The 25,528-nt window shown below is 67.5% G+C and carries 26 protein-coding genes; 16 read left to right on the top strand and 10 right to left on the bottom strand.

All coding sequences use genetic code 11. The features are described 5' to 3' along the window. Positions 1-55: 55 nt before the first annotated feature. The gene (locus P1P91_RS03950; RefSeq protein ID WP_311884679.1) at positions 56-928 is read right to left on the bottom strand and encodes an ATP-binding protein; all 873 of its coding nucleotides are present in this window, start codon (positions 926-928) and stop codon (positions 56-58) included. A 129-nt stretch (positions 929-1,057) separates the two neighbouring features. Between P1P91_RS03950 and P1P91_RS03945 the strand changes: the two genes are divergently transcribed. Further along, positions 1,058-1,870 carry a M48 family metallopeptidase gene (locus tag P1P91_RS03945; protein ID WP_311885685.1) on the top strand — a complete coding sequence of 271 codons (813 nt, stop codon included), beginning with the start codon at positions 1,058-1,060 and terminating at the stop codon, positions 1,868-1,870. 38 nt (positions 1,871-1,908) lie between these two features. Continuing rightward, positions 1,909-2,169 carry a hypothetical protein gene (locus P1P91_RS03940; protein WP_311884677.1) on the top strand — a complete coding sequence of 87 codons (261 nt, stop codon included), beginning with the start codon at positions 1,909-1,911 and terminating at the stop codon, positions 2,167-2,169. Positions 2,170-2,184: 15 nt separating this feature from the next. Here the strand turns inward: P1P91_RS03940 and aroE are convergent, their stop codons facing one another. The 5 genes from aroE to P1P91_RS03915 all read right to left on the bottom strand — a co-directional run bounded on the left by aroE (position 2,185) and on the right by P1P91_RS03915 (position 6,903). Beyond that, positions 2,185-3,006, bottom strand: a complete 822-nt coding sequence (aroE, locus tag P1P91_RS03935; protein ID WP_311884676.1) for a shikimate dehydrogenase — start codon at positions 3,004-3,006, stop codon at positions 2,185-2,187. 3 nt (positions 3,007-3,009) lie between these two features. Beyond that, positions 3,010-3,948: an oxygen-dependent coproporphyrinogen oxidase gene (gene hemF / locus P1P91_RS03930; protein ID WP_311884674.1), complete on the bottom strand. Its 939-nt coding sequence runs from the start codon at positions 3,946-3,948 to the stop codon at positions 3,010-3,012. Positions 3,949-4,015: 67 nt separating this feature from the next. Then, on the bottom strand, positions 4,016-4,600 hold the full coding sequence (locus tag P1P91_RS03925; protein ID WP_311884672.1) for an L-threonylcarbamoyladenylate synthase: 585 nt from the start codon (positions 4,598-4,600) through the stop codon (positions 4,016-4,018). A 68-nt stretch (positions 4,601-4,668) separates the two neighbouring features. Further along, the gene (gene dprA, locus P1P91_RS03920; RefSeq protein ID WP_311884670.1) at positions 4,669-5,781 is read right to left on the bottom strand and encodes a DNA-processing protein DprA; all 1,113 of its coding nucleotides are present in this window, start codon (positions 5,779-5,781) and stop codon (positions 4,669-4,671) included. Positions 5,782-5,826: 45 nt separating this feature from the next. Then, complete coding sequence (locus tag P1P91_RS03915; protein ID WP_311884669.1) at positions 5,827-6,903, bottom strand: LysM peptidoglycan-binding domain-containing protein; 1,077 nt, start codon at positions 6,901-6,903, stop codon at positions 5,827-5,829. A 171-nt stretch (positions 6,904-7,074) separates the two neighbouring features. On the opposite strand from P1P91_RS03915, the gene def reads away from it, so the two are divergent. The 8 genes from def (at position 7,075) to P1P91_RS03875 (ending at position 15,466) form a co-directional block, all read left to right on the top strand. Beyond that, the gene (gene def / locus P1P91_RS03910; RefSeq protein WP_311884668.1) at positions 7,075-7,587 is read left to right on the top strand and encodes a peptide deformylase; all 513 of its coding nucleotides are present in this window, start codon (positions 7,075-7,077) and stop codon (positions 7,585-7,587) included. 98 nt (positions 7,588-7,685) lie between these two features. Further along, a complete protein-coding gene (gene fmt / locus P1P91_RS03905; protein WP_311884667.1) occupies positions 7,686-8,675 on the top strand; it encodes a methionyl-tRNA formyltransferase in 990 nt (329 codons plus the stop codon). Next, positions 8,672-10,003 (top strand): 16S rRNA (cytosine(967)-C(5))-methyltransferase RsmB, encoded by a 1,332-nt coding sequence (rsmB, locus tag P1P91_RS03900; RefSeq protein ID WP_311884665.1) that lies wholly within the window; start codon positions 8,672-8,674, stop codon positions 10,001-10,003. Before fmt ends, rsmB begins: the two co-directional genes overlap by 4 nt. Positions 10,004-10,100: 97 nt before the next feature. After that, positions 10,101-10,304 carry a dodecin gene (locus P1P91_RS03895; protein ID WP_311884664.1) on the top strand — a complete coding sequence of 68 codons (204 nt, stop codon included), beginning with the start codon at positions 10,101-10,103 and terminating at the stop codon, positions 10,302-10,304. Positions 10,305-10,412: 108 nt separating this feature from the next. After that, a complete protein-coding gene (gene trkA, locus P1P91_RS03890) occupies positions 10,413-11,786 on the top strand; it encodes a Trk system potassium transporter TrkA (RefSeq protein ID WP_311884663.1) in 1,374 nt (457 codons plus the stop codon). 63 nt (positions 11,787-11,849) lie between these two features. Beyond that, entirely contained in the window at positions 11,850-13,298 is a 1,449-nt protein-coding gene (locus tag P1P91_RS03885; protein ID WP_311884662.1) for a TrkH family potassium uptake protein, read from the top strand. Positions 13,299-13,335: 37 nt separating this feature from the next. After that, on the top strand, positions 13,336-14,571 hold the full coding sequence (locus tag P1P91_RS03880; RefSeq protein WP_311884660.1) for a TraB/GumN family protein: 1,236 nt from the start codon (positions 13,336-13,338) through the stop codon (positions 14,569-14,571). A 4-nt stretch (positions 14,572-14,575) separates the two neighbouring features. Then, on the top strand, positions 14,576-15,466 hold the full coding sequence (locus P1P91_RS03875) for a DMT family transporter (RefSeq protein ID WP_311884659.1): 891 nt from the start codon (positions 14,576-14,578) through the stop codon (positions 15,464-15,466). A gap of 21 nt (positions 15,467-15,487) precedes the next feature. Here P1P91_RS03875 and P1P91_RS03870 read toward each other — a convergent pair whose 3' ends face one another. The 3 genes from P1P91_RS03870 to P1P91_RS03860 form a co-directional block, all read right to left on the bottom strand. Next, entirely contained in the window at positions 15,488-16,429 is a 942-nt protein-coding gene (locus P1P91_RS03870) for a bile acid:sodium symporter family protein (RefSeq protein WP_311884658.1), read from the bottom strand. Then, positions 16,416-17,171 (bottom strand): tRNA-uridine aminocarboxypropyltransferase, encoded by a 756-nt coding sequence (locus P1P91_RS03865; RefSeq protein WP_311884656.1) that lies wholly within the window; start codon positions 17,169-17,171, stop codon positions 16,416-16,418. Before P1P91_RS03865 ends, P1P91_RS03870 begins: the two co-directional genes overlap by 14 nt. A gap of 206 nt (positions 17,172-17,377) precedes the next feature. Continuing rightward, positions 17,378-18,574 (bottom strand): IS4 family transposase, encoded by a 1,197-nt coding sequence (locus tag P1P91_RS03860; protein ID WP_311882096.1) that lies wholly within the window; start codon positions 18,572-18,574, stop codon positions 17,378-17,380. A 248-nt stretch (positions 18,575-18,822) separates the two neighbouring features. Between P1P91_RS03860 and bioB the strand changes: the two genes are divergently transcribed. From bioB to bioA, 6 genes are read left to right on the top strand one after another with little or no spacing between them, the layout of a single operon-like run. Beyond that, complete coding sequence (gene bioB / locus P1P91_RS03855; protein ID WP_311884654.1) at positions 18,823-19,887, top strand: biotin synthase BioB; 1,065 nt, start codon at positions 18,823-18,825, stop codon at positions 19,885-19,887. Further along, positions 19,880-21,052 carry an 8-amino-7-oxononanoate synthase gene (gene bioF / locus P1P91_RS03850; protein ID WP_376717201.1) on the top strand — a complete coding sequence of 391 codons (1,173 nt, stop codon included), beginning with the start codon at positions 19,880-19,882 and terminating at the stop codon, positions 21,050-21,052. Before bioB ends, bioF begins: the two co-directional genes overlap by 8 nt. Then, complete coding sequence (locus tag P1P91_RS03845) at positions 21,037-21,756, top strand: alpha/beta fold hydrolase (protein WP_311884652.1); 720 nt, start codon at positions 21,037-21,039, stop codon at positions 21,754-21,756. The genes bioF and P1P91_RS03845 overlap by 16 nt, the downstream gene beginning before the upstream one ends. Continuing rightward, entirely contained in the window at positions 21,753-22,547 is a 795-nt protein-coding gene (locus tag P1P91_RS03840) for a methyltransferase domain-containing protein (protein ID WP_311884650.1), read from the top strand. The genes P1P91_RS03845 and P1P91_RS03840 overlap by 4 nt, the downstream gene beginning before the upstream one ends. Beyond that, the gene (bioD, locus tag P1P91_RS03835) at positions 22,544-23,251 is read left to right on the top strand and encodes a dethiobiotin synthase (RefSeq protein WP_311884649.1); all 708 of its coding nucleotides are present in this window, start codon (positions 22,544-22,546) and stop codon (positions 23,249-23,251) included. Before P1P91_RS03840 ends, bioD begins: the two co-directional genes overlap by 4 nt. Next, a complete protein-coding gene (gene bioA, locus P1P91_RS03830) occupies positions 23,248-24,600 on the top strand; it encodes an adenosylmethionine--8-amino-7-oxononanoate transaminase (protein ID WP_311884648.1) in 1,353 nt (450 codons plus the stop codon). The genes bioD and bioA overlap by 4 nt, the downstream gene beginning before the upstream one ends. Here bioA and P1P91_RS03825 read toward each other — a convergent pair. Next, on the bottom strand, positions 24,547-25,446 hold the full coding sequence (locus tag P1P91_RS03825; protein ID WP_311884647.1) for a prenyltransferase: 900 nt from the start codon (positions 25,444-25,446) through the stop codon (positions 24,547-24,549). The two genes, bioA and P1P91_RS03825, sit on opposite strands and share 54 nt — an antisense overlap. Positions 25,447-25,528 lie beyond the last annotated feature (82 nt).

Below are 25,528 nucleotides of genomic sequence, written 5' to 3'. Positions count from 1 at the left end.
CCTGTGAGCCACATCAGGGTCAAGGCATTTCCACCCTGTTTTTCCCATAAAACATTCACCCGCCTTGCGCATGCAGACGCCGGGTGCCGATCCAGTAATTGGCAAATTGCCAGGCCACCCGGCCGCTGCGGCTGCCGCGCAGGGTAGCGTAGCGCACGGCCTCGGCCCGGGCGGCGTCGTCCCAGTCCGCGGGCGCTCCCAGCTGGCTCACCCAGTGCGCGCAGGTCTGCAGGTACATATCCTGGTTGAACGGGTGCAGCCCCAGCCACAGCCCGAAGCGATCGGACAGCGATATGCGCTCTTCCACGGCGTCGCCGTGGTGCAGCTCGTCCCCGACCAGGTGCGAATCGCGGTTGTCGTCCATGGATTCCGGCAGCAGGTGACGGCGGTTGGAGGTGGCGTAGAGCAGCACGTTGTCCGGCGGCCCGGTGAGCGCGCCGTCAAGCACGCTCTTGAGCGCCTTGTAGGCGTCGTCGTGGCCTTCGAACGAGAGGTCGTCGCAGTACACCACGAAGCGGTGCGGCAGCGCGCGCAGCTCTTCCACCAGCGCCGGCAGGCGGCCAAGATCGTGGCGGTCGACCTGAATCATCCTGAGCCCCTCGGGCGCCAGCGAATTGAGCAGCGCCCGCACCAGCGATGACTTGCCGCTGCCGCGCGCGCCCCAGACCAGCGCATGGTTGGCCGGCAGGCCCTGCAAGAAGGCCCGGGTGTTGTCCACCAGCGCCAGTTTCTGGTGCTCGATCCCCAGCAGGTCGTCAAGCGTCACGCCGTCGCGCACGGGCACCGGCACCAGCCGCCCGCCCAGGGGGTGGCGCTGCCAAAGTGCCGCCACGTGGGTGTTCCAGTCCACCTGCTCGGGAGCCGGCGGCAGCCAGTGCTCGACGCGGTCCAGCAGCTGGGTCAGTCGATGCGTTAACTCGGCATCCATCGAATTTCCTCCGTTGTCGATTATGCTGGCGTTACACTCGCTGATTGGTATCCTGCGAGATTGTTCATATCCGGCAACTGCTTACAGGGCCCTTGAGGCACCATGTCACTGACCGAGAAGGAAACGCTTATGCGCTGGTTTCGTCCCCTTGCCGTCACCGCCCTTTGTACCACCCTGCTGGCGGGGCTTGCTGCCTGCACCACCTCGCCCACCGGCCGCTCCCAGCTTTTGCTGATGTCGAACGAGCAGCTCGGTGAGATGGGCGCCAAGGCGTTCGACCAGTATCAGCAGAAACTGCCCGCCGCCGACGCACCAAACCAGCGCTACGTGCAGTGCGTCGCCCAGGCCATCGTCGCTGAGCTTCCCGCCGAGCAGCGCCGGCAGAACTGGGAAGTGGAAGTGTTTCAGGCCGACGAGCCCAACGCCTTTGCCCTGCCCGGCGGCTATATGGGGGTAAACAGCGGCATGCTCAAGGTCGCCGAAAACCAGGCTCAGCTGGCCACGGTGCTCGGCCACGAGGTCGGCCACGTCCTGGCTAACCACGCCAACGAGCGCGCTTCCACCGAAAACGCCACCGAGCTTGGCCTGTCGGTCCTGTCGAGCGCCTCCGGCGTGGATTCCGCCAGCGGCGAGCAGCTGATGGGACTTTTGGGCATGGGCGCGCAGTACGGTATCCTGCTGCCCTTCTCCCGGCGCCACGAAAGCGAAGCCGACACCATCGGGCTTGAGCTGATGGCCAACGCCGGTTTCGACCCTCGGGAAAGCGTGGCGCTGTGGCAAAACATGCAGCGCGCCGGCGGCAGCGCGCCGCCCGAATGGATGTCCACCCACCCAAGCCAGGGCCAGCGCATCAGCGGGCTTGAAGCCGGCATGCCCCAGGCGCTCGACGCCTACGAGAACGCCCGCAGCGCCGGCCGCACCCCCAACTGTTCGCGGCCCTGAGCCCTGCCTCGAAGACACCACCGCTCGCTGAGGAACCCATGATTCGCCTAGGATTGCTGCTGCTGATTGTCCCGCCGCTTGTCATGCTCGGCCTGTATTTCTGGGAGCTTGCTGACGTGCGCGCCTGCCAGCTCGACGGCGGCCACTGGGACTACGTGGCCAGCGTCTGCCGCGACTCGGCCCAGGAGTTTGCTCCCTGGGTCGAGCGCGCGCCGTTTCTGGTCAACGGCGGCATGCTGACTTCCATCGTCGGCCTGCTTCTGTGCATGGTCGGGCTTGCCCAGCGGCGCCAGCGATAGCGCCGCGGGAAGGCTTCAGGCCTCGGCCAGGGTCCGGCGCAGGGTGGCGCGCACGGCGGCGGTCTCGGGGCGCACGCTGCGCCACAGGAAAAACGACTCCGCCGCCTGCTCGACCAGCATCCCCAGCCCGTCCACGGGCCGCGCCCCCCGGGCCTCGGCCCAGCGCAGAAAGACCGTGGGCGCGGCGCCGTACATCATGTCGTAGGCGGTGGCGCCCTCGGCGAAGAGACGTTCCGGCAGCGGCGGCATATCGCCGGCAAGGCTGGCGCTTGAGCCGTTGATCACCAGGTCGAACGCGCCCTCGATCTCTGCAAAACCGCCGCCGCTTGTGCGCCCGGCATCGGCAAACGCCGCGGCCAGGTCCGCCGCCTTGGCCGCGGTGCGGTTGGCGATCACCACTTCCCCGGGCGTTTCGGCCAGCAGCGGCGCCAGCACGCCGCGCACCGCGCCGCCGGCGCCCACGATCAGCACCCGCTTGCCCTTCAGCGCCACCCCGTGGTGGGCCAGGTCGCGCGCCATGCCGATGCCGTCGGTGTTATCGCCGTAGAGGCGCCCGTTGCCGCCCAGGATCAGCGTATTCACCGCCCGGGCCTGGCGCGCGCGGTGGCTCAGGGTATCGCACAGCGCGAAGGCCTCGCCCTTGAACGGCACGGTGACGTTGGCGCCGCGTCCGCCTTCCCGGGCAAAGCGCTGCCAGGCGCCGGCAAAGTCGTCCTTTGGCGCCTCCACCGCGGTATAGGTCAGCGCCTGGCCGGTCTGCTCGGCAAAGGCGGCATGGATCAGCGGCGATTTGGAATGCGCCACCGGATTGCCGAATACGGCGTAGCGATCTGCCATGGTTTACTCCGATTCCTGGGGCTGAAAAGGCGCAGGCGATAGCCAATCCCGAGGGACCAGGTAGGCCTCCAGCTCGGCCTCTGCGCTTGCCTCTTCCGGGGCGTAGGCGTATTCCCAGCGCGCCAGCGGCGGCATCGACATCAGAATCGACTCGGTGCGCCCGCCGCTTTGCAGGCCAAACAGGGTGCCGCGGTCCCACACCAGGTTGAACTCCACGTAGCGCCCCCGGCGATAAAGCTGGAAGTCGCGCTCGCGCTGGCCGTAGGGCGTGTCCCGGCGGCGTTCGACAATGGGCAGGTAGGCGTCGAGAAAGCTGTCGCCCACCGCGCGCAGAAAGGCGAAGCAGTCGTCAAAGCCGCCGTCGTTGACGTCGTCGAAGAAGAGCCCGCCCACGCCCCGGGTTTCGTCCCGATGCTTGAGATAGAAGTAGTCGTCGCACCAGGCCTTGTAGCGCGGGTAGACGTCCTCGCCGAAGGGTTCGCAGGCGGCCTTTGCCACCCGGTGCCAGTGGCAGACGTCCTCGAGCACCGGATAGAACGGCGTCAGGTCGAAGCCGCCGCCGAACCACCACACCGGCGTTTCGCCGGCCTTCTCGGCGATGAAGAAGCGCACGTTGCCGTGGCTGGTGGGCACGTGGGGATTTTCCGGGTGCAGCACCCAGGAGACGCCCACGGCGTGAAAGCTGCGTCCGGCGAGCTCCGGGCGCGCCGCGGTGGCCGAGGGCGGGAGCGTATCGCCGTAGACGTGGGAGTAGTTGACCCCGCCCTTCTCGAACACGGCGCCGTTTTCCACGACCCGGGAACGTCCGCCGCCGCCGGCTTCGCGGTTCCAGCTGTCTTCCTGGAAAGCCGCTTTGCCGTCGGCGTCGGCGATACCGTCGCACAGGCGCTCCTGCAGATCGAGAAGATAGCGTTTTACGTCGTCAAGGTGTTCATGAGCCACGGTTTGCTCCAGGGAACTGGCAGAGTGAAACGGAAAGGATCGCCGACGACAGCGGAGCGCCCGGGCGTCAGTCGCGCAGCACACGCCCGCTTGCCAGATCGCGGATTTGGCTGGGGCGCGCGTACCCGCCGAGCCTGCCGGGCACCACCATCCCCAGCGCCTCGCCAAACATCGCGCCCGCCGCCTCCGCGGTCAGCGCCGGAGCTTCCCCCGTGCGGTTGGCCGAGGTAGACACCAGCGGGCCGCCGAAGGCGTCGCACAGCGCCTGCATACCGGGATGGTCAGTTACCCGCAGGGCCACACTGTCATGCTCGCCGCGCACCAGCGTCGGCGCCGTGCCGTTATCCGGCACCAGCCAGGTGACCGGCCCCGGCCAGCTCGCCCGCAGGGGCGCACGAAGCGCCTCGTCGAGTCCGTCAAGCCAGGGCGCCAGCTGCGCCATGCTGGCGGCTACCACGATCAGCCCCTTGGCCGGGTCCCGGGCCTTCAGCCGCAGCAGTTGCGCTAACGCCGCCTCGCTGTGCGGATCGCAGCTAAGCCCCCATACGGCTTCGGTGGGGCAGGCAATCACCTGGCCCGCGCGCAGGGCGTCTGCGGCCCTGGCAAGCGCAGCGGCGTCAGGGGTATCAGAGTGGCGGTCTGCCGTTGGCATGGGCTCTCCTCGCGGCGTCGATCGGGCGGCGGTCATCGTATCACAGCGGCGCCCGCCAGCGCTGCGCCTCAGCACCGTGCCCAGCCGCCGGGGCGGTGGGCCGCCAGGCCGTCAAGTTCGAGCATCAGCAGGCGCTGCTGGCATTCGCCTACCGTCAAGCCGACCTGCGCCACCAGCACGTCGATCGGCACGGGGGTAGCGCCCAGCGCGGCCAGCAGCGGGTCCGCCGGCTCTGCGGGAGGGGCCGGCGGCGCTTGCTCCGGCAACGGTCGCCCCTCGGTATCCGGCCGGCAAGCAGCGTAGTGCCCGTCCCAGTGGGAAAGCTCGGCGACAATATCGGCGGTGTCGCGCGCCAGGCTGGCGCCGGTGCGCAGCAGCTGCAGTGAGCCTCGGGCCTGGACGTTATTGAGCGAGGCGGGCAGGGCAAAGAGCTCGCGCCCCTGCTCCAGCGCCAGCCTGGCGCTGACCAGCGAGCCGCTTTTTTCGGCGGCTTCCACCACCAAGGTGCCCAGTGCAAGCCCGGTCACGATTCTGTTGCGCCGGGGAAAAAAAGCCGGATGGGCGCGCGTCCCCGGCGGGTGCTCGGCCAGCAGCAGCCCGCCGGGCGCATGGCAAAGCCGCTGATAGAGCGCCCGGTGGCGGGCGGGGTAGATGACGTCGATGCCGGTGGCGAGCACGGCAATGCTGGCCCCGCCGGCGTCAAGCGCGGCGCGCTGAGCCTCGGCATCGATGCCCAGGGCCATGCCGCTGGTCACGCAGAATCCGCGCCGGGCAAGCTCCCGGGCAAAGGTTCGCGCGTTGGCCACGGCCTCCGCCGTGGGTCGGCGGCTGCCCACCACGGCAATGCCCGCCCGACGCAGCGCGGCCAGGTCTCCCTGTGCCCAGAGCACCGCGGGCGGGTCGGCAATCTCGCCCAGAAGCGCGGAGAAGTCCGGATGGTCGCGGTGCAGAATCGCCCGCCCCGGAGCCGCCCGTTCCCAGGCAAGGCTTGCCTCAACGGCGGGCGCCAGGGGGCTTCTCTCCGGGTGCTCAAGCCACAGGCGCAGCGCCGCCGCGGGCTGAGGCGGCAAGAGCGCCAGCCAGCCTTCGGGCCACGCCGGCGCTCGCTCCCGCAGTTTGGCCAGTCGCTGGGGCCCAAGCCCCGGCAGAAAACACGCGGCAAGCCAGTCCCGGGTATCCACTGCGGCTCCTTGCGGGCGCTGCCCGCTCCAGTTTTTTTGCCCCGCTCAGCGCGGCGGGTGAACGGCGTCACCTACCGCCAGCGTGTTGGTGGCTTCCATGACGATAGCGTAGCTCACCCGGTCATAGGGGCGGAACACCACCAGGGTGCCTGCTACCTCACCGGGCAGGCGAACCGCTTTGTCCGTGCGCGGGTCCACGACGCGCTCGCCCCGCTGTTCGATACTCAGCACGTGCCCGGGCTGTATGCCGTCTTCGGTCCCCAGATCAATGGCCACGACCTGCAGCCGGCCGATGAAGCGCACGCCGCCGGGCACGCCGACGATATGGCCGGCCACGTCACGCCGGGGCGCCCGGGGCTCCATCTCTGCCGCCGCCAGGCGCGTTTCCAGGGGCAGGATGATGTCGTTGCTGCGCACTTCCCGGGCGGATTTCTGCACGTTCATGCGCATCATGTCGGCGCTTTTGTCTGCCAGCACGCCCTCGCCGATGCCGATCAGCTCGAGCCCCAGCGGCTCGCCGGCGGCGTCGCGGTACACCTCGCCCTGGCGGAAAATGCCCAGCCGCTGGCCGCGCTCAAGCCCGGCGCTCGCCGATGCCTCAACCGGCCTGACGAAGACCTGATCCCCGGCGCCGCTAATCAGGCGCTTGTTTTCCGTACCCACGACGTAGGCCAGCGCCTCAAGCTCCTGGGGTGTATCGACCACGCGATGCTCACGCAAAAAGGCCTGCAGCACGCTCATGGGCAGCGGCGGGACCACTTGACGGCGCGGCAGCGCGCGCATTTCCGGCGACATTTTCACCACGTTCTGGCCGCGCTCCAGATCAAGGCAGGGGCGGCCATCGCAGTCGCGCAGCGTGATCCGGTCGCCGGGATAAATCAGGTGGGGGTTGTCGATCTGGGGATTTTGCTGCCATACCCGTGGCCAGCGCCAGGGCGAGTGCAAAAACTGCCCGGCAATATCCCACAGGGTGTCGCCGTTTTTCACCGTATAGCGCGCCGGGGCGTCCTGGCGCCAGCGCACCTCGTCCGCCGCGGCCGCCCCGCACGCCAGCAGGGCGACCGCGGCGGCAGCGGCCAGCCCCGCCCTCCGGCCGCGACGCGCTCCCTCAGCTTGTCTCATGCTTGCCTCTCCCTGTGTTGGCTCATGCGGGTTCCTGGCGCGCGCTGTCGGCATGCCCGGGCGGCCATGATATAATGAACGGCAGAAAAGCGCCCAGGCCGGCCTTCCCCAAGGCGGTAAAGCACAGCGCCGGGCGCCTTACGGAATCAGCATAACGGTACACATAACGCTATGGCTAAACTACCTATATTGACCTTTCCCGACGAGCGACTGCGGACAAAAGCCGCGCCGGTCGACACCGTCGATGACGAGGTACGCACGCTGGTCGACAACATGCTGGAAACCATGTACGACGCCCGCGGCATCGGCCTTGCCGCCACCCAGGTGGACGACCACCGTCGGGTTATCGTGATGGACGTCAGCGAAACCGGCAACGAGCCTCTCGTGCTCATCAACCCGACCTACGAACCGCTGGGCGACGAGCAGGCGCCGATGTCCGAAGGCTGCCTGTCCATCCCCGAGTACTACGCCGAGGTGCCCCGCCACCTGCGCGTCAGGCTGAGCGCCACCGGCCGCGACGGCGAGCCCTACGAGCTCGAGGCCGACGATCTGCTGGCCCACTGCATTCAGCACGAATGCGACCACCTGGAGGGCGTGCTGTTCGTCGACTACCTGTCGCCGCTCAAGCGCGAACGCGTGCTGAAGAAAATGCACAAGCGCCAAAAACAGCTGCAGGACGCCTAGCTCGCGCCGCCCCCTTTCTGCACGTACCGCTTTATCGGCCTTTCGCCGTCGCCTCGGCGGCTATCTCTATCCGCCCTTTTCGCTTCAGGAACACTGCCATGCCTGCACTGCGCGTTGTCTTCGCCGGTACGCCGGATTTTGCCGCCTCGAGCCTGCGAGCGCTGCTGCAAAGCCGCCACCGCGTGGTGGGCGTTTATACCCAGCCCGACCGCCCCGCCGGACGCGGCCGGCGGCTGACCCCGAGCCCGGTCAAGGCGCTGGCGCTGGAACAGGGGCTGGACGTCCACCAGCCGGCGACGCTGAAAGACGCCGACGCCCAAAAAACGCTTGCCGCGCTCAACGCCGACGTCATGGTCGTGGTCGCCTACGGACTGCTGCTGCCGCGCGCGGTGCTGGACCTTCCGCGGCTTGGCTGCGTCAATGTCCACGCCTCACTGCTGCCGCGCTGGCGGGGGGCGGCGCCCATTCACCGCGCCATCGAGGCGGGCGACGCCGAGACCGGGGTATCGATCATGCAGATGGACGCCGGGCTTGATACCGGTGCGGTGCTCGCCGAGGCGCGTACGCCGATCACCGCGACGACTACTGCCGGCGAGCTCCACAACGCCCTGGCCGACCTCGGCGCCGAAACCCTCGCCACCACCCTTGACGCCATCGCGGAAGGCCGCGCCAGCGCCACCCCCCAGCCCGAAGAGGGCGTGACCTACGCCGCCAAGCTGTCCAAGGCCGAGGCCGAGCTGGATTTCACCCGCCCCGCCGCCGAGCTTGCCGCGCGGATTCGCGCCTTCAACCCCTGGCCGGTGGCCTGGTGCACGCTGGGCGGCAACGACGACGCTCGCCTGCGGCTATTGATGGCAAACGCCGAGGAAGTCACCGGTACGGCCCTGCCGCCGGGGACGCTCTTGCCCCCGGACGCCGACGCCTTGCGCATCGCCTGCGGCGACAACGGCGATGAGGTGCTGCGCGTGACCCAAGCCCAGCTGCCCGGCGGCAAGGCACTTGCGGTAAGCGAGCTGCTCAACGCCCAGTCCCCGCGCCTGGCCGAAGGCAGCCGCCTGGGCCGCCACGCCAAAGGAGCTACGCCATGACTCGGCAAACGCCCGCCGACGCTACCGGGACGGATGTCCGCGCCGCCGCCGCCCGGGGGCTGGCGCCGGTGCTCAAGGATCAGGGCTCGCTTGCCGGGCTCAACGAGGCCAGCGTCGCCCCCCGGGACCGCGCCCTGCTCAAGGAGCTATGCTTCGGTACCTGCCGGCACCTGCCGCGCCTGGAAGCGCTGGCCGGCGAGCTTCTGCGCCAGCCGCTGAAAAAGCGCGACCAGGACGTGCAGGCGCTGCTGCTGCTGGGCATTTACCAGCTTTTGTACATGCGCATCCCCGCCCACGCCGCCGTGGGCGAAACCGCCGGCGCTGCCCGGCTTCTGGGCAAGGCCTGGGCCACCCGGGTGCTCAACGGCTGCTTGCGCCGCCTGCAGCGCGAAGCCGCTGCGCTTCAGGCCCGGGTCGACCGCACCCCGAGCGTGGCGCTTGCCCACCCCGAATGGCTGCTGGACGCCTTTAGAAGCGCCTGGCCCGAGCAGTGGCGCGCCCTGGCCGAGGCCAACAACCGGCCCGGCCCCATGACGCTGCGCGTCAACGCCCGCCACGGGCACCGCGAGGCCTATCTCGCTGACCTGGCCGAGCTGGGCATGACGGGGCGGCCCTGCGCCCACGCGCCGGACGGCATCACCCTGGACAGGCCCTGCGACGTCGCCACCCTGCCCGGCTTCGACTCAGGCCGGGCAAGCGTCCAGGACGAAGCCGCCCAGCTCAGCGCGGTGCTGCTGGGGCCGACGCTTGCCCCGCGCCCCGGCGCCCAGGTGCTGGACGCCTGCAGCGCCCCCGGGGGCAAGGCCGCGCACCTGCTCGAACAGTTCGACATTGCGCTGACCGCGCTCGACAGCGACGGCGAACGCCTGGCCCGGGTAGAAGCCACCCTGGAGCGGCTGGGGCTTAACGCCCAGCTGCACCACGCCGATGCCACCCAGCGCGGCGACTGGAGCAAGACCGAATTCGACGCCATCCTGCTCGACGCCCCCTGTTCGGGCACCGGCGTCATCCGCCGTCACCCGGATATCAAGCGCCTGCGCCGGCCCGCGGACATTCCCCGACTTGCCGAGCTGCAGGCGCGCCTGCTGGACAACCTCTGGCCGCTGCTGACCCCCGGCGGCACCCTGCTCTACGCCACCTGCTCGGTGCTGCCGGAAGAAAACGCCGATCAGATCAACGCCTTTCTGGCCCGCACCCCGGATGCCCGGAACACCACGCCGGACGACGTGGCCTGGGGGCAGCCAAGCGGCGCCGGTCGCCAGCTTTTACCGCTCGATGACGGACACGACGGCTTTTTCTATGCCAGACTCGTGAAAGCGGCCGCCTGAGCGGCCCGGCGGCCAAGCGCTATTCGGCTGGTAAAGGCTATCGGCTGGTGAAGACCATCGGTTGGCAAAAGCTATCGATTCGTAAAGGAGAGTAGAAATGAGCAACGTCTACAAGCACGTCGACCTCGTTGGCACCTCGGAGAAAAGCATCGAAGACGCCGTTCAGCGCGCCCTCACCAAAGCCTCGGAAACCCTGCACAACATGCGCTGGTTCGAAGTCGTCGAAACCCGGGGGCACATCGAGGATAACCAGGTCGCTCACTGGCAGGTCACCGTCAAGGTCGGCTTCACCATTGAATAATCGCCCCGCGGGGGCAGCCTGCTTGTTCCCTTGCGGCCGGTGCAGGCCGGCCGCCCTGACCTGGACGGCGCTACGTCGCCGTCCTTTTGCTGCAGACGCTGAGGCGCGATGAAGATCATCATTCTCGGGGCCGGCCAGGTCGGCGGAACTTTGGCGGAACACCTGGCCCACGAAGAAAACGACATCACCGTGGTGGACACCGACGGCGAGCGCCTGCGCGGGCTGCATACCCGGCTCGACATCCGCACCGTGGCCGGCCCCGGCTCCTACCCCAATACGCTGCGCGAAGCCGGCTGCGAAGACGCCGACATGCTGATCGCGGTGACCAACACCGACGAAATCAACATGATCGCCTGCCAGGTGGCGCATACGCTGTTTCGCACCCCGACCAAGATCGCCCGGGTACGCACCACGGCGTACCTCACGCGCAAGGGGCTGTTTGCCCACGAAGCCATCCCCATCGACGTGCTGATCAGCCCCGAACAGGTGGTCACCGACCACGTCCGCCGGCTGATCGAGCACCCCGGGGCGCTGCAGGTGCTGGAGTTTGCCGGCGGGCTGGTCCAGCTGGTCGCGGTCAAGGCCTTCTACGGCGGCCCGCTGGTGGGGCAGAACCTGGGGTTTCTGCGCCGCCACATGCCCAACGTGGATACTCGCGTCGCCGCTATCTACCGGCGCAACCGGCCGCTGATTCCCCGGGGCGATACCGTCATCGAGGCCGACGACGAGGTCTTCTTCCTCGCCGCCCGGCGCGACATTCGCGCGGTGATGGGCGAGCTTCGACGGCTCGAGCGCAACTTCCGCCGGGTGGTCATCGCCGGCGGTGGCAACATCGGCGAGCGCCTGGCCGAGCATCTGGAGCACAACCATCAGGTCAAGATCATCGAGCACAGTCTCAAGCGCTGCACCCAGCTGTCCGAACGCCTGGACCGCACCGTGGTGCTTCACGGCGGCGCCACCAGCAAGCGCCTGCTGGAAGAAGAAAACATCGAGGACTGCGATATCTTCTGCGCCCTGACCAACGACGACGAGGTCAACATCATGTCGTCGCTGCTGGCCAAGCGCCTGGGCGCCAAGAAAGTGCTCACACTGATCAACAACGCCGCCTACGTGGACCTCGTCCAGGGCGGCGAAATCGACATCGCCATCTCCCCCCAGCAGGCCACCATCGGCAGCCTGCTCACCCACGTGCGCCGGGGCGATATCGTCAACGTCCACTCCCTGCGCCGGGGGGCGGCCGAAGCCATCGAGGCCATCGCCCACGGCGACAAGCAGTCGTCCCGGGTAGTCGGCCGCAGTATCGGCGAGATCGACCTGCCCGAAGGTACCACCATCGGTGCCGTGGTACGCCGCCGCAAAGTGATGATCGCCCGGCGCGACGTCGTGATAGAGTCAGGCGATCACGTCATCCTGTTCGTCATCGACAAGCGCCGTATCCGCGACGTCGAGCGCCTGTTTCAGGTCGGGCTGACCTTTTTCTGACATGCCGCTTTCCGACATGCCGCAAATGCGGCGCCAACGCGATCACAAGGAGCCGCGCCGACCATGAGCCTGCGGGTGATTCTGCGTATTCTGGGACTGTTGCTGATGCTGTTCAGCCTCACCATGCTGCCGCCGATGCTGGTGTCGCTGTGGTTTCGCGACGGCGTGTGGAACGCCTTCAGCCTGGGGATCGCGATCACCGTGCTCACCGGCCTTACGCTGTATCTGCCCAACCGCCGCGAACGCAAGGAGCTGCGCATCCGCGACGGCTTTCTGATCGCGGCCATGTTCTGGGCGGTGCTGGCGCTTTTTGGCTCGCTGCCGCTGATGCTGTTTGGCGAAGGCGCGCTTACGCTCACCGATGCGGTGTTCGAATCGTTTTCCGGGCTCACCACCACCGGCGCCACGGTGATCACCGGGATCGATTTTTTGCCCGAGTCCATCCGCTACTATCGCCAGCAGCTGCAGTGGCTGGGCGGCATGGGCATCGTGGTGCTGGCCGTCGCCATTCTGCCGACCCTGGGCGTCGGCGGCATGGCGCTTTATCGCACCGAGATCCCCGGCCCGCTCAAGGATTCCAAGCTCACCCCGCGCATCACCGAGACCGCCAAGGCGCTGTGGTACATCTACGCCACCCTGACCGTGGCCTGCATGCTGGCCTACATGGCCGCGGGCATGGGCTGGTTCGACGCCCTGGGGCACAGTTTCTCTACCGTGGCCATCGGCGGGTTTTCCACCCACGACGCCAGCATCGGCTTTTTCGACAGCGCCGCCGTGGAGCTGATCTGCGTGGGCTTCATGCTGATCTCGGCGTTCAGCTTCAGCCTGCACTTCATCGCCTGGCGGGAAAAGCGCTTGCTGCACTACTTTGTCGATCCCGAGGCGCGGTTTTTGATGCTGTTCCTGCTGGGGCTGGTCAGCATCACCGTGCTCACCCTGTGGCTGACCCAGACCTACCAGAGCCCGCTGGGGCTGCGCCACGCGCTGTTCGAGGTGGTCTCGGTGGCTACCACCACCGGCTTTGGCGTGGCCGACTTCTCTGTCTGGCCGGGCGCGCTGCCGTTTCTGCTGTTCGTGGCGGCCTTTGTCGGCGGCTGCTCCGGCTCCACCGCCGGGGGCATGAAGGTCATTCGCATCATTCTGATTTTGAAGCAGGGCATGCGTGAAATCATGCGGCTGATCCATCCCAACGCGGTCATTGCGGTGAAGGTGGGCAAGGTCAGCGTGCCCGACAGCGTCGCCCAGGCGGTATGGGGCTTTTTTTCAGTTTACGTGATGCTGTTCTTTCTGATGATGGTGGGCGTCATGGCGACCGGCGTGGATCAAGTCACCGCCTGGTCGGCGGTGGGCTCGGCGCTCAACAACCTGGGCCCGGCGCTGGGCGAGGCCAGCACCCACTACGGCAACCTGCCCGGCTTTGCCAAATGGGTGCTGGTGCTGGCCATGCTGCTCGGCCGCCTGGAAATCTTTACCGTTCTGGTTTTGTTTACCCCCGCTTTCTGGCGCCGCTAGCGGCGTCTTTCATTTGTCGACGATTGAGACCTCCTGCATGAGCGAAGATCACGTTCTGTCACCCGCGCCAGAGGCGCTGCCCGCTACCAGCGGGCCGCTGCATACCGTCACCGTGGGCAATACGCACTACACCCTGCTGGGCACCGCCCACGTTTCCCGGGAAAGCGCCGACGATGTCGCCGCCCTGCTCGCCACCGCCAGGTTTGACGCCGTGGCCATCGAGCTGTGCGCCGCCCGCCACCAGAGCATGACCCAGCCCGACGCCATGGGCGAGCAGGACCTGTTTCAGGTATTCAAGCAGGGCAAGGCCGGCATGGTAGCGGCAAGCCTGGCGCTGGGCGCCTTCCAGCAGCGTATCGCCGACCAGTCGGGCATTCAGCCCGGCGCGGAAATGCGTGCCGCGGTGGAGCAGGCCGAGCGCAGCCGACTGCCCTTGCTGCTCATCGACCGCGACGTGGGCACCACGCTCAAGCGGGTCTATCACAGCGTGCCCTGGTGGCAGCGTTTCGGGCTGCTTTCCGGGCTTCTGGGCAGCGTGATGTCGCGCCAGAAGATTTCCGGCGAGGAGATCGAAAAACTCAAGGAAAGCGACGTTTTGGAGGCTACCTTCAGCGAGTTCGCCGCCGAGTCCGAGGCGCTCTACACGCCGCTGATCCGCGAGCGCGACCGCTACATGGCTCTGCGCCTGGCCGAAACCGCGCCGCCCGGGCGCTATAAAAACGTGCTGGTGGTACTCGGCGCCGGCCACCTTCAGGGCACCGAAGAGCATCTGTCGGCACCGCTGCCCCAGGCGCCGGCGGAAGAGCGCGAACGCCTGGAGGCCACGCCGCCGCCGTCGAAGCTCTGGAAAGCGCTGCCCTGGGCCATCTCGGCGCTGGTAATTGCCGGCTTTGCCGTGGGCTTTTCGCGCAATACCGAGCTTGGCTGGCAGCTGGTGAGCGAATGGTTTCTGATCAACGGCGTGCTTTCCGCCGGGGCCACCGTGGCCGCCCTGGCGCACCCGGTCACCGTGGTGGCAACGTTTTTCGCCGCCCCGCTGACGTCGCTCAACCCGACTATCGGCGCGGGCTTCGTCGCCGCCGGGGTGGAGCTCTATATGCGCCGACCCAAGGTGCGCGACTTCGCCACCCTGCGCCACGACGTCACCCGGCTCAAGGGCTGGTGGCAAAACCGGGTTTCGCGCACTCTGCTGGTATTTCTGCTGGCCACCCTGGGCTCCGCCGCCGGCACCTGGATCGCCGGCTTCCGCATCGCCGGCGCGCTGTTCGGATAGCGTAATGGATCGCCCACGCACGCTATGGCAGGCCGATGCCCTGCTGCTGCTCGTCACCATGATTGCCGCTGCCGGCTGGATTTTTTCCAAGGAAGCGCTGGCCGGCATGCCGCCTGTGGGCTTTATCGGCACGCGCTTCTTGCTGGCAGGTATTCTGCTGGCCGGCATGGCATGGCCGGGGCTGTGCCAGCTATCCCGCTCGGCGCTTTACCGCGGGCTGCTGGTGGGGCTGTTGTTCAGCGCGGCCATTGGCTTTTGGGTACTCGGCCTGGCGCACTCGAGCCATCTGGGCGAAAGCGCCTTTATCAACAGTCTGGGCATCCTCATGGTGCCCGTTGTGGCCCTGCTGCTGTTTGGCGAGCCCCCTCCGCGCCCCACCTGGGTGGCACTGCCGGTAGCCCTTCTTGGCTTTGCCCTGCTGTCGCTCAATAGCGGCTTCCAACTCGAGGCAGGGCAGCTGTTCATGCTTTGCTCGGCGGCGTGCTTTGCTCTGCTGATCAACACCAATATCCGCGTGGTGCGCCATCTGCCGGCGCTGCCGCTCACCGCCCTGCAGCTGCTGGTGGTTGGGATTGTCCTCACCCCGGCGTCGCTGCTCCTGGAGCACGGAAGCTACCAGCTGACGCCGGCCGTTCTGGGCTGGTTTCTGGCCAGCGCCATTCCCGCCACCGCCCTGCGGTTTTTCCTCCAGATCAAGGGACAAAGCCTGACCACACCCAGTCACGCTTCGGTCATCCTGATGCTGGAGGCGGTGTGGACGGCGCTGTTTTCCGCCCTGTGGTTCGGCGAAACCATGACCGCGCTGAAGTTTGGCGGCTGCGGGCTGATTTTTACCGCCCTGTTGATCAGCCGCTGGCGCTGGATCACCTCAGCGCTGCGTCACAAGCCCGCGTAAGCTGCGGCCAGCGAACGTCGCCTACTCCCCCGGCGCGTCTTCTGATCCCGGCACCGGCCGCCGCTTCCACCAGCCGGCGAGTACCGAGCCGGAGACGTTGTGCCAGACTGAAAATATCGCTCCCGGCAACGCCGCCCCCACGGTAAAGAACTGGCTGGCCAGGCTGACCGCCAGCCCCGAGTTTTGCAGCCCGACTTCAAAGGCAATGGTGCGCGCGGTACGCTCGTCAAAGTGCGCCGCTTTGGCCATGCCGTAGCCGCCGGCAAGCCCCACGCCGTTGTGCAGCACCACGGCCAGCGCCACCGTAGGCCCCAGCGTCAGCAGGCGGTCGGCGTTCAGCGCCACCACAATGGCGATGATCAGCACGATGGCCAGCATGGCAAGCGTGGCCAGCACCGGTTCTACCGGCTTGATGCGCTCGCCCAGGAAGTGATGCACCACCACCCCGGCCGCTACCGGTATCACGACCAGCTGGGCGATGCTCAAGAGCATCCCCACGGTGGGTACGTCAACGCTTTGCCCGATCAGCAGCAGCGTCAGCAGCGGCGTGGCCACCACCGAGATCAGCGTTGACACCATGGTCATCGACACCGACAGCGCCACGCGTCCGCCGGCCAGCCAGGCCATGACGTTGGACGACGTGCCGCCGGCTGTTGCCCCCACCAGCACCATGCCCAGGGTCAGCTCAGGCGACAGGGAAAGTGCCAGCGAAATCAGCAGCGCCGCCAGCGGCATGATCAAAAACTGCAGCGCCACGCCTACCAGTATCGGCGCCGGAGATTTCACCACCCGGGCAAAGTCGCTACCGGACAGCGTCAGCCCCATGGAGAACATGATCACCGTCAAGAGCAGCTGGATCTGATCGGCCAGGCCGGTGAACCAGCCCGGCTTCGCCGCCGCTATCGCGGCGAGGAGTACGGCCCAAACGGGAAAAAACCGATTAAAACGCTCAAAGTACTGCATTTTCGCTGTCGTTCTCTACTTGGTGTTGTCTTTCCAGCAGCCGCTTCATGGCGGGGCTGGGCGTATGGATTTTGCGGTGGCCGCGGCTTTCGGCGTAGCTGTCGTTGAAGGCGTCGAAGTAGTCGTCGAGCACGTTGGCGGCGTCAATATCGCCGTTCTGGCGTAAAAGCTCGGCCGCTACCTCGGCGGTGCTCAGCTGTTCGGCGGCGGCCGACTTGCGCAGCCGGTAGCGGCTGCGGCGCGCGGTGCGCAGCGGCAGCACCGGCAGGCTATCCAGATAGGGGCTTTTGCGAAAGATCCGCCGGGCCTGGCGCCAGGTGCCGTCGAGCAGGATGTACACCGGCGTGCGGCCGTCAGCCATGGCCTTCCCGACGGCGTCGTTGCCGGCCACCCGGCCGTGGTCGTAGTCCGGCTGGTCGTCGGGGAACACCACAAAGGGCGCGTAGCCCGGGTCGGCGAGCAGCGCCAGCAGCTCGGCGTCGGGCTCGGTGCGGTGCCAGGTAAACACCCGGGTGTCGTCCAGCACGTCGCCGATCAGCCGGCCGGTGTTGGTGGGCTTGTAATGCTCCATGCGGTGGGTAATCAGCCATACTCTGGCATGGCTCTGGGCACTCACCCGGTAAGGGCACAGGCAGTTGAGCGCCGGCAGGTTGCAGCCCTCGCAGCGCACCACAAAGCTTCCCCGCGCCTTGAACTCCCGCCGGGGCGGGTTCTCTTCCCGCGCCGTATCGGCCTCTGACATGGCGTTCTCCAGGCGATTAAAGCGCCGCAGTATAAAGCAGCCGCTACCCGCTGACGAACTACCTCCATCCCTATTTCCAATCGTTTATTGTCACGGCAATACGATATCAGCCAAGCGGCTGGGAGTAGCGAAACTCCTACGCCAGGGATGGCGTAGGGAGCGTCCAGGGAAGGATTTACCGCTGACGAATCCCCACGAATATGTTGCTACTCGCCGCATAGGCTCTGCTCCCTGACTTCCTCGCGAAGTCGTGCTCGGAGGGTTGTCCAAGCAGGCCAAGGCACGGCGTCGGGTTGATGACGACGAAGACATTCCAAGCCCAGGCGCCACACGGAAAGCACGCTCCGGTGCCGGATACTGTTGCTCTGATAGCGCCGCTGTTGCCCCCGGGCTCGGACATCCAGGCCGGCCACCATCATGGCCACGTTCGCCAACATGGCGATCAGCAGCAGGACCTCGATGCGCTTGCCCTGGCGAGACTGATGCATGCCGAAGCCCAGCCCGAACAAGGGACTTTTGACATCGCGGAACCCTTCCTCAATCTGCATGCGCTGTCGGTAGATCGTTACCACTTTATTCGCCAGCGTTGAGCGGTCCGGCAGATTGCTGACCAGCACCCAGGGCTCCTGCTGACGCCGGGCGATCGTCCGGCTGCCGCCGTCCCGAGAGATCCGGCCTTGTTTATTGCGATGCTTACGTCCCCGTGGCGGTCGATAATAGAGCACCATCTGAGCGCGGAACGGATGGTTTTCGGCGATCCGGACGGAGCCCCACGCCTGCGGTTCCGATGTCGCGTGTTGAAACAGGGTCTTCACGGGTTGCCATGCTTCGCCTGACGCCTGGTAACGGGCGGGCTGACGGACCCGTCCAACGATATACCAGCCGCGCGCTTCAACGGCCCGAAACCACGGGTTACGAAAGCCGGCATCGGTCACCAGGATCGGCGTGGCCTTGTCGGGCAGGATCCTTGCCAGCGCATCCAGCAGATAGGCTTCACAGTATGGGCATCCTTCCTTGTGATGAACCTTCTCGAAGATGGGCAGCGATCGCCCGGCGAAGGGCACCGCCGCACGCAGCAGGAAATGCCTGCCGCGGTCATCAATCGGCGACCAGTCCACCAGAATCAGTGGGCGCGTTGTATGGCCGATCAGCAGCGAGGCCATGAGCCAATAGAACAGCGGTCGTTCCTGATGAAGGTGAGGGTTGCCTAATAGTCGATCGACTCGTTTGATGGCGTGCTTGGCATCCGTCGAGCTCGGCAACGCACGGCCAATGGCCGTTAATCCCAGACGTCGCTCGCCCAGCAGAGCGCCAACGGTATCGAGGACGGTCTGTAGCCGCTTGGCATGGATCACGGAGAGTGAAGACGTCAGCAAGTTATGCAAGAATCGAGGGGCCTGCATGGGTCTCCTTCGCATGTTGTTGTGTGTCGTAACTCACAACATGCATGACTCATGCAGGCTTTTTCAATCCTATCATGCTGATTTTATTACCCATTTCATGGGGATTCCTCAGGATTTACCGCGTTTTCGCCACTCCCTGCCGCTTGGCCGCTCAGCTTTATGGTAAACCATAAATATATTTAAAGTTGACACAAAACCCGGCGCGTCGCTAAAGTTCCGTCAACTTTAAATAACCACAAGGTTTACTCATGTCCGCCACCGCCTCCCGGCAGCGCCACGACTGGTCGATTGACGAGATCAACGCGCTGTTCGCCCTGCCGTTCAACGATCTTCTGCTGCGCGCCCAGCAGACCCACCGCGCCCACTTCGAGCCCAACGCGGTGCAGGTCTCGACGCTGTTGTCGATCAAGACCGGGGCCTGCCCCGAAGACTGCAAGTACTGCCCCCAGTCCGGCCACTACAACACCGAGCTGGAAAAGGAAAAGCTGATGGAGGTGGAAAAGGTGGTCAGCCAGGCCCGGGAAGCTCGGGACGCCGGGGCCAGCCGCTTCTGCATGGGGGCGGCGTGGAAAAGCCCCCGGGAGCGCGACATGCCGGCGGTGGAAGAGATGGTCCGCCAGGTCAAGGCGCTGGGGCTTGAAACCTGCATGACCCTTGGCAGCGTCAGCGGCGAACAGGCCGGGCGGCTGGCCGAAGCGGGGCTTGACTACTACAACCACAACCTCGACACCTCGCCGGAGTACTACGGCGAGATCATCACCACCCGCACCTTCGACGAGCGGCTGGAAACCCTCGACCACGTGCGCGGCGCGGGGATGAAGGTCTGCACCGGCGGCATTCTGGGCATGGGCGAAAGCGAGCGCGACAGAAGCGCGCTGCTGCAGCAGCTGGCAAGCCTCGACCCGCACCCCGAATCCGTGCCCATCAACATGCTGGTCAAGGTGCCGGGCACCCCGCTCGAGAACGTCGACGACCTCGACCCTCTGGAGTTCGTCCGCGCCATCGCCGTGGCACGGATCATGATGCCCCAAAGCCACGTGCGCCTGTCCGCCGGGCGCGAGAACATGAGCGAGTCCACCCAGGCGCTGGCGTTCATGGCCGGGGCCAACTCGATCTTCTACGGCGACCGGCTGCTGACCACCGACAACCCCGAGGCCAGCCGCGATCGCCGGCTGTTCCAAAAGCTCGGCCTGTACCCGGAAACCCGCGACGCCGACTGCCGCAGCGCAAGCGACAACGCCGAGGCCGCCCGGCTGGCTCGGCAGCTGCATGTCAACCGAGCCAACCAACTGGCGGTGGACGCCAGTGCCTGACGCGACGCCAAACGCCCCGCAGCCCTGGCACGACTACCTGAGCGCGGCCAAACACGCGCGTCAGACAGCCAACCGCTGGCGCACCCGCCGAGTGCTGCCCGATGCCGCGCTGGACTTCGCCGGCAACGACTACCTGGGCCTGGCCCTTGAGCCCCGGGTGCGCGAAGCCGCCGCTGACGGCGCACGCCGCTTTGGTGCGGGGGCCACCGCCTCGCATCTGGTCAGCGGGCATCTGTCCGTTCACGAAACCCTTGAGCAAAAGCTTGCCGAGTGGCTCGGCCGCGAGCGGGCGCTTGTGTTTTCCACCGGCTACATGGCCAACCTGGGCGTGATTCAGGCGCTGGCCGACCGCAGCACGGCGCTGTTTCAGGATCGGCTCAACCACGCCTCGCTGCTCGACGGCGCGGCCCTGGCCGGCGCGCGCTCCCGGCGCTTTCATCACCGCGACACGGCGGACCTTGAGCGGCTGCTTGCCCGCAGCGAGGCCGCCCTCAAGCTGGTGATAAGCGACGGCGTATTCAGCATGGACGGCGACGTGGCCGACGTCACCGAGCTGGCCGCCGTCGCCCGGCGCCACGAGGGCCTTTTGATGATCGACGACGCCCACGGCATCGGCGTGCTGGGGGATACCGGCGGCGGCTGCACCGAGGGCACGAGCCCGACCGAGGTGCCGCTGCTGGTGGGTACCTTCGGCAAGGCGCTGGGCACCGGCGGGGCCTTCGTCGCCGGCGACGCCTCGCTGATCGACCACATCGCCCAGTTTGCCCGCAGCTACGTGTACACCACCGCCCAGCCCCCAGCGGTGACCGCCGCGACCCTCGAGGCGCTGAAGATCGTACGCGACGAGCCCGAACGCCGGGCGCGGCTGGCCGACAACATCGCGCTGTTTCGCCGGGAGGCCGCAAGCCTCGACCTGCCGCTTTCAGACGCCACCACCCCCATTCAGCCGCTGACGCTGGGCGATGAAGCGCGCACCCTGCGCTGGGCGGCAAGGCTTGACGCCTGCGGCGTGGCGGTGGGCGCCATTCGCCCGCCCACGGTGCCCGACGGCCAGGCGCGGCTGCGCATTACCCTGAGCGCCCGGCATGCCCGGGCCGACATCGAACGGCTGCTTGAAGGCCTGGCGCGCTGCCGGCAGGAGGATACGCCATGCGCCACGGCCTGAGCCTCACCCTGCTCCACGGCTGGGGCATCGACGCCCGGATCTGGCAGCCGCTGGCACCCCACTGGCCCGAGGGCATGCGCGTTACCGCGCCCAACTGGCCGGGCTACGACGACCAGCCTGCCCTTGCCGATCCGGCCGACATTGCCGCCACGGCCAACGCCATGGCCGCGAGCCTTTCCCGAGACAGCGTGTGGGTGGGCTGGTCGCTGGGCGGGCTTCTGGCCGTGGCCATGGCCGAGCACCTGCCGCCGCCCCGGGGGATTATCCTGCTGGGTGCCGGCGCGCGGTTCTGCGCCCTCGGCGGCGTCACCCCCGACGCGCTTGCCGAGTTTTCCCGCGCCTTCGAGCGCAGCCCCGCCGCCGCCTGGCGGCACTTTCTGCGCTGGCAGAGCAGCGGCGAGCCCGAGCCCCGCGAAGCCCTGAAGCGGCTGACGGAGCTTCTGGGCCAGACGCCGCCGGCAGATACCGCCACGCTTGCCGCCGGGCTCGGCTTTCTGGAAGCGCTGGATCACCGCGACCGGCTGGCCGCGCTGCCCTGCCCCGTGGCCGCGCTTGCCGGCGAGCGCGACCCGCTGCTGCCCGCCACCGGCGGCGAACGGCTGCCCGGAGTCGGCCACTGCCCCATGGTTTCCCGGCCTGCTCCACTCGCTGATGCGCTTTGCCGCATCGCCGCTGACATGACATCCCCCGCGGAGGCTCCATGAGCACGCTTGCGCTAAACGATGGCGGGCCTGCCACAACGCACGACTGGCAGGCCCGGGTGGCCCGGGCGTTTTCCCGGGCCGCCGCCCACTACGACCGCCGCGCCAGCGCCCAGCGCCACATCGGCCAGGCGCTGTGGCAGTACCTGCCCGCGTCGGCGGCAAGCGTGGTGGACGTGGGCTGCGCCACCGGCGACTGGACCCGCAAACTTGCCGAGCGCTACCCCGACGCCGAGGTCATGGGCGTGGACATCGCCCCGGGCATGCTGCTGGAAGCGCGCAAGCGCGGCGGGCGAGTACGCTTTCGCGAAGGCTCCGCCGAGGCGCTGCCGGTAACGGCGCAAAGCGTGGAGCTGATTTTCTCCAACCTCGCCCTGCAATGGTGCCGGGACACAAGCGCGGTGATGGCCGAGTTCGCCCGGGTGCTGGCCCCGGGCGGGCGTGCGGTATTCACCACCCTGCTGGACGGCACCCTGGAAGAAATCGGCGCGGCCTTTCAGCGCCCCCAGGCGCTGCTGGCCTATGCCGACCGCGACACCCACCTGCACGCCGCCGCGGCCGCCGGGCTCAGGGTGTCCCACGAGCGCTCTCACCTTGAGCGCTTTTACTACCCCGACATGGCCGCGGTGCTGGCCTCGATCAAGGGCGTGGGCGCGCAGGTCGCCCGCCCCCAAAGCGCGGGGCTGACCCGCCGCGACCTGAAAGCCGCCACGGCGCGCATGGAAGCGCGGCGCACGCCCGAAGGGCTGCCCGTGAGCTACCGCTGTTTCACGCTTGTGCTGGAGCGCCCATGAATGCCTACTTCGTCACCGGCACCAACACCGACGCCGGCAAGACCCTGGCCGCCAGTGCCCTGCTGTGCGCCGCCCGCCAACAGGGCCTGAGCACGCTGGGGCTCAAGCCCGTGGCCTCGGGCAGCGACGCCACGCCCGAGGGTCTGCGCAACGCCGACGCGCTGGCGCTGCAGGCCCAGAGTGCGCCTGCCGTCAGCTACGAAACCGTCAACCCCTACGCCTTCGCCCCGGCCATTGCCCCGCATCTGGCAGCGATGGAGGCCGGCTGCACGCTCGGCGTCGACGGCCTTGCCACGACCATCGAGCAAACGTTTTCCCACCACTCACGGGACTTCTATCTGATCGAAGGCGCGGGGGGCTGGCGGGTGCCGCTCAACGAGGGCGAAGACTTTGCCGATCTGGCCGCAAGGCTCAATACCCCGGTGATTCTCACCGTGGGGCTCACGCTTGGATGCCTGAACCACGCGCGGCTGACGGCGGAGGCCATCGCCGCCGACGGCCTGCCCCTTGCCGGCTGGGTGGGCAGCGCAACGGACGCGGCGTTTGCCGCCGACGCGCCGCGCTTTCGCGCCAACCTTGAGCTTTTGGAAGCCAGGCTCGGCGCGCCCTGCCTGGGCGTGATTCCGCACCTTGACGCCCCGAGCGCCGAGGCGGCCGCTCGCTACCTCAGCCTGTCTCGTTTGACCTTGAAGGAGCCCGCATGACTTCTCCCGTCTGGCACCCCTACCAGCGCCTGAACCCGCGCCCCGAACAGGACCCCGCCGTGCCCAGGGTCATCGGCGGCGAAGGGCCGTACTTCTATCTCGAGGGCGGCGAGCGGCTGCTGGACGCCTGCTGCTCCTGGTGGTGCATGATCCACGGCTACCGACACCCGCGCCTGGTGCGCGCCATCGCCGAGCAGGCCGACACGTTAAGCCACGTGATGCTCGCGGGGCTGACCCACGACCCCGCCGAACAGCTTGCCCGGGCGCTGGTGCGCGTCACCCCCGAAGGGCTCAACCACGTGTTCTTCATCGACAGCGGCTCGGTGGGCATGGAAGTGGCGATGAAAATGGCGCTGCAGTACCACATCCTCACCGGCCGCCCCGAGAAAACCCGAATGCTCGCGCTCAAGCGCGGCTACCACGGCGATACCAGCGGCTGCATGGCGGTGTGCGACCCGGAAAGCGGCATGCACAGGCTGTTCAGCCCGCTTTTACCCCGGCACCACTTTGCCCCGGCGCCCACGGCCCCCTTTGACGCCGCCCCCGAAGACGTGGAAGACGACCTGGCCGGGCTGCGCGCGGTGCTGGAGCAGCACCATCACGAGATCGCCGCGCTGCTCATGGAGCCGCTACTCCAGGCCGCCGGCGGGCTCAACATGACCTCGCCCCACTACCTGTGCGGCGCCCGCGAGCTGTGCGACGAGTTCAACGTGCTGCTGGTGTTCGACGAAGTCGCCACCGGCTTTGGCCGCACCGGCAAGATGTTCGCCGCCAACCACGCCGAGGTGACGCCGGATATCATGGTGCTGTCCAAGGGGCTCACCGGCGGCTACCTGGGCCACGCCGCAACCCTTGCCACCGACCGGATCCACGACGCCTTCCGCGGCGAAAGCGACCGCCACGCCTTCATGCACGGGCCCACCTTCATGGGCAACCCGCTGGCCTGCCGGGTGGCGCTCGAGAGCCTGGCGGTGTTTGAAGAAGAGCACTACCTGGAGAAAATTGCCCGGCTCAGCCGGGTGCTGACCCGGGAGCTTTGCGAGGATGCCGAGCTTGCCGCCCACCCCGCGGTGGCGGACGTGCGGGTGCTGGGGGCGGCCGCGGTGATCGAAGTTTATGAGGCCGCCGACCTTGACGGCTTGCGCGACTTCGCCCGGGCGCGCGGCGTGTGGCTGCGGGCGTTCAAGAACTACCTGTACACCATGCCCGCCTACATCACCACCGAGGCCGAAATGGTCACCATCACCGACGTGATGAAGGCGTGGTTTCTAGCCCACAGCGGACTCTTGGCACGGCTAGGCAAGGCCGAGCGCGATGCCCAGGTTCAACAGCGCCAGCGTGCTCAGTAACGTGACCACGTTGATCCCCATCCAAAACGGCAGCCGGGCAGGCGCGTTGCAGTCGGCGCTGATTCCGCGCCCCAGCCACACGGCAAGCGGCAGCGGCAGCAGCGCGAGGGCCGCGGGCCAAGGCAACCATCCCAGCAGCAGCCCCAGCGCCACGACGGCGTAGCTGGCCAGCAGCATGGCCATGACCCAGCGCGAGGCCCCCTTGCGCCCCAAAAGAATCGGCAAATGGCGCCGTCCGTGACCTTCATCGGCTTCGACATCGGGGAGCTGGTTGACCAGCAGGAGCTCGCTGGTCAACAGCCAGGTCACTAGCGCCACGCTGGCAGCGGTAGCGTCGAGATGCCCGCCCAGCGCCAGTACGGTACCGGCGACCATGACCGGGCCAAAGCCCAGCCCCGGCGCCAGCAGGCAAAGCGTCGGCGAGCGCGTCAGCCAGCGAGTATAGGCCACCACCAGCGCAATACCCACCACGCCCGGATAGAGCAGTACCGCCCCGCGCAGCCAAATGAAATAGGCGCCGATCAGCACCACCCCCAGCAGGCTGAGCGCCCCGGCCGTCAGCACCCAGGCAGCGGCTGACGGCATCGCCGGCAAGGTCCCGCTGCCCCCGGAAAACGGCGTGCGCGCGGTGGTGAAATCGAGCCCCGAACGATAGTCATCGTATTCGTTAAGCCAGTTGACGGCGGCATGCCCCAGCAGCCCGCCCAGCATGACCAGCGCAATATCCTGCCCCGCAGGGGTCGCCCCCTGCACCAGCGCGACGACGATTCCCAGCAGCACGCACAGCGGCGCCAACACAAGAAAGCTGGGGCGCGATGCCTGCCAGGTAGCGGCAATATTTTGCATGGACTCTCTCCGGTTCCGGTCGCGCCCGCGGCGCGACAAAACGGTACTCGACCCGCCGCCAATGGCGGAATCAGCGTCACAG

This window comes from Halomonas piscis (assembly GCF_031886125.1).
Taxonomy (GTDB): Bacteria; Pseudomonadota; Gammaproteobacteria; order Pseudomonadales; family Halomonadaceae; genus Vreelandella; species Vreelandella piscis.
The sequence above is the reverse complement of the archived record's forward strand: the minus strand, read 5'-3'. Positions and strand labels throughout refer to the sequence as shown.

Bases quoted from the DNA above. Each gene is read 5' to 3' on its own strand.
- P1P91_RS03885 (WP_311884662.1), top strand. From the start codon at position 11,850: ATGAGCCTGCGGGTGATTCTGCGTATTCTGGGACTGTTGCTGATGCTG.
- P1P91_RS03940 (WP_311884677.1), top strand. From the start codon at position 1,909: ATGATTCGCCTAGGATTGCTGCTGCTGATTGTCCCGCCGCTTGTCATG.
- P1P91_RS03860 (WP_311882096.1), bottom strand. From the start codon at position 18,574: ATGCAGGCCCCTCGATTCTTGCATAACTTGCTGACGTCTTCACTCTCC.
- bioD (WP_311884649.1), top strand. From the start codon at position 22,544: ATGAATGCCTACTTCGTCACCGGCACCAACACCGACGCCGGCAAGACC.
- trkA (WP_311884663.1), top strand. From the start codon at position 10,413: ATGAAGATCATCATTCTCGGGGCCGGCCAGGTCGGCGGAACTTTGGCG.
- P1P91_RS03845 (WP_311884652.1), top strand. From the start codon at position 21,037: ATGCGCCACGGCCTGAGCCTCACCCTGCTCCACGGCTGGGGCATCGAC.
- P1P91_RS03870 (WP_311884658.1), bottom strand. From the start codon at position 16,429: ATGCAGTACTTTGAGCGTTTTAATCGGTTTTTTCCCGTTTGGGCCGTA.
- bioA (WP_311884648.1), top strand. From the start codon at position 23,248: ATGACTTCTCCCGTCTGGCACCCCTACCAGCGCCTGAACCCGCGCCCC.
- P1P91_RS03825 (WP_311884647.1), bottom strand. From the start codon at position 25,446: ATGCAAAATATTGCCGCTACCTGGCAGGCATCGCGCCCCAGCTTTCTT.
- P1P91_RS03840 (WP_311884650.1), top strand. From the start codon at position 21,753: ATGAGCACGCTTGCGCTAAACGATGGCGGGCCTGCCACAACGCACGAC.
- P1P91_RS03865 (WP_311884656.1), bottom strand. From the start codon at position 17,171: ATGTCAGAGGCCGATACGGCGCGGGAAGAGAACCCGCCCCGGCGGGAG.
- aroE (WP_311884676.1), bottom strand. From the start codon at position 3,006: ATGGCAGATCGCTACGCCGTATTCGGCAATCCGGTGGCGCATTCCAAA.
- P1P91_RS03915 (WP_311884669.1), bottom strand. From the start codon at position 6,903: ATGAGACAAGCTGAGGGAGCGCGTCGCGGCCGGAGGGCGGGGCTGGCC.
- P1P91_RS03880 (WP_311884660.1), top strand. From the start codon at position 13,336: ATGAGCGAAGATCACGTTCTGTCACCCGCGCCAGAGGCGCTGCCCGCT.
- P1P91_RS03945 (WP_311885685.1), top strand. From the start codon at position 1,058: ATGCGCTGGTTTCGTCCCCTTGCCGTCACCGCCCTTTGTACCACCCTG.
- P1P91_RS03875 (WP_311884659.1), top strand. From the start codon at position 14,576: ATGGATCGCCCACGCACGCTATGGCAGGCCGATGCCCTGCTGCTGCTC.
- P1P91_RS03895 (WP_311884664.1), top strand. From the start codon at position 10,101: ATGAGCAACGTCTACAAGCACGTCGACCTCGTTGGCACCTCGGAGAAA.
- rsmB (WP_311884665.1), top strand. From the start codon at position 8,672: ATGACTCGGCAAACGCCCGCCGACGCTACCGGGACGGATGTCCGCGCC.
- P1P91_RS03950 (WP_311884679.1), bottom strand. From the start codon at position 928: ATGGATGCCGAGTTAACGCATCGACTGACCCAGCTGCTGGACCGCGTC.
- def (WP_311884668.1), top strand. From the start codon at position 7,075: ATGGCTAAACTACCTATATTGACCTTTCCCGACGAGCGACTGCGGACA.
- P1P91_RS03925 (WP_311884672.1), bottom strand. From the start codon at position 4,600: ATGCCAACGGCAGACCGCCACTCTGATACCCCTGACGCCGCTGCGCTT.
- bioB (WP_311884654.1), top strand. From the start codon at position 18,823: ATGTCCGCCACCGCCTCCCGGCAGCGCCACGACTGGTCGATTGACGAG.
- fmt (WP_311884667.1), top strand. From the start codon at position 7,686: ATGCCTGCACTGCGCGTTGTCTTCGCCGGTACGCCGGATTTTGCCGCC.